This window comes from Synechococcus sp. BA-120 BA3, from assembly GCF_034931285.1.
GTDB lineage: Bacteria > Cyanobacteriota > Cyanobacteriia > PCC-6307 > Cyanobiaceae > Cyanobium.
Genome location: NZ_JAYGHZ010000442.1, coordinates 1 through 1,783 on the forward strand (window position 1 = coordinate 1; position 1,783 = coordinate 1,783).

A 1,783-nucleotide genomic window follows, 5' to 3' on the forward strand; every position below is an offset into this window, starting at 1 on the left:
CTGCTGCTCTGGCCCCTGCATGGGACGGCCGGCGCCCTGCTCTGGCCGAAGGTGCGGGCCCAGCTGGTGGGGGGGCGGCTGCGCACCGCCATCAGCGGCGGCGGGGCCCTGGCCATCCACGTGGACGGTTTCTTCGAGGCCGTTGGCATCGAGCTGCTGGTGGGCTACGGCCTCACGGAGACGAGCCCGGTGCTGGCCTGCCGCCGGCCCTGGAGCAACCGCCGCGGCAGCGCCGGCCAGCCCCTGCCGGACACCGCCCTCAAGGTGGTGGACCCCGCCACCAGGACGCCGCTCCCGGTGGGCGAGCGTGGGCTGGTGCTGGCCAGGGGGCCCCAGGTGATGGGGGGCTACCACAACAAGCCCGAGGCCACGGCGAAGGTGCTCGATGGGGAGGGCTGGTTCGATACCGGCGATCTGGGACTGCTGCTGGCCGATGGAACCCTGGTGCTGACCGGCCGCGCCAAGGACACCATCGTGCTCAGCAGTGGTGAGAACATCGAGCCCGGTCCCCTGGAGGAGGCCCTGGTGGCCTCGCCGCTGGTGGAGCAGGTGATGCTGGTGGGCCAGGACCGCAAGCAGCTCGGTGCCCTGGTGGTGCCGAAGGCGGAGGCGTTGCAGGCGTTCGCGGACCAGGCGAATCTCCCCGGTCCCGATCCGGGGGACCCCGGCGCCGGCGCCGATCCGGCCCTGCTGCGGGCCCTCTGCCGGGAGTGCAACCGCCTGCTGGCGGCCCGGCCGGGCTCCCGGGCCGACGAGCGGCTCGGCGGTGTGGCCCTGGTGGAGCCCTTCAGCATCGACAACGGCCTGCTCACCCAGACCCTCAAGCAGCGCCGTGATCGGATCGCCGAGCGGGACCGGGCCGCCATCGCCGCGCTCTACGGCGAGAGCTGACCCCATGGTTGACCGGATCCCCCGTTGCCTGACAGCCTGAGCCCTGCACCTGCAGTCCCATGGCCGACGGCACCAGCCTCAACATCAAGCGATCGATCACGGTGCGCGCCGTGGTGACGCCGCGCTGGAAGGAGGATGCCGAGCGGGAGCTCAGCAATGCCCTCACCAACTTTGACCAGCAGCTGGCCCAGCTGGAGCAGGAGGGCCAGCGGCTGATCGATGAGATCCGCCGTCAGAGCGTCAATCCCCTGGATCCCCGGGTGCAGGAGCAGGTGGGCTCGGTGCAGCAGCAGGTGGCGGCCAAGCGCGCCGAGTTCGAGGAGCAGAAACGCCAGGTGCTGGAGCAGCAGCGCCAGGTGCGGGAACTGGAGATGGAGCAGGTGGTGGAGCAGGGGCAGATCGAGAGCTTCTGCGACGTCCAGGTGGGCGACAACCTGGTGCAGAAGCTGCAGGTGGCGGTGCTGGTGCGGGACGGGGTGATCGAGGCGATCGAGGGGGGCTGAGCCTCCCGCCACCTAAAATCCCCCCCATCACAGAGGCAGTCCCCCGTTGGCCACCCACGAAATCTTCATGCCGGCCCTCAGCTCCACCATGACGGAGGGCAAGATCGTGGAGTGGCTCAAGAAACCCGGTGAGCGGGTCGAGCGCGGCGAGTCGGTGCTCGTCGTGGAGTCCGACAAGGCGGACATGGATGTGGAGGCCTTCCAGGAGGGATTTCTGGCGGCCGTGCTGATGGAGGCGGGCAGCACCGCGCCGGTGGGTGAGACGATCGGGCTGATCGTGGAGAGCGAGGCGGAGATCGCGGCGGCGAAGGCTGCGGCTCCGGCCCCCGCCACGGCTGCACCCACCCCGGCTCCGGCGGCCCCCGCGCCAGCTGCGGCCACCCCTGCCC

The 1,783-nt window shown here is 71.1% G+C and carries 3 protein-coding genes; all 3 read left to right on the forward strand.

The genetic code is table 11. From position 1 onward, the window contains the following. Nucleotides 1–891, forward strand: an 891-nt coding sequence (locus VB737_RS16570; protein ID WP_500314579.1) for an AMP-binding protein, incomplete at its 5' end; no start/stop codon positions are given. 59 nt (nucleotides 892–950) lie between these two features. Then, entirely contained in the window at nucleotides 951–1,394 is a 444-nt protein-coding gene (locus VB737_RS16575) for a YlqD family protein (RefSeq protein ID WP_500314581.1), read from the forward strand. A 46-nt stretch (nucleotides 1,395–1,440) separates the two neighbouring features. Beyond that, nucleotides 1,441–1,783, forward strand: a 343-nt coding sequence (locus VB737_RS16580) for a biotin/lipoyl-containing protein (RefSeq protein WP_500314582.1), incomplete at its 3' end; no start/stop codon positions are given.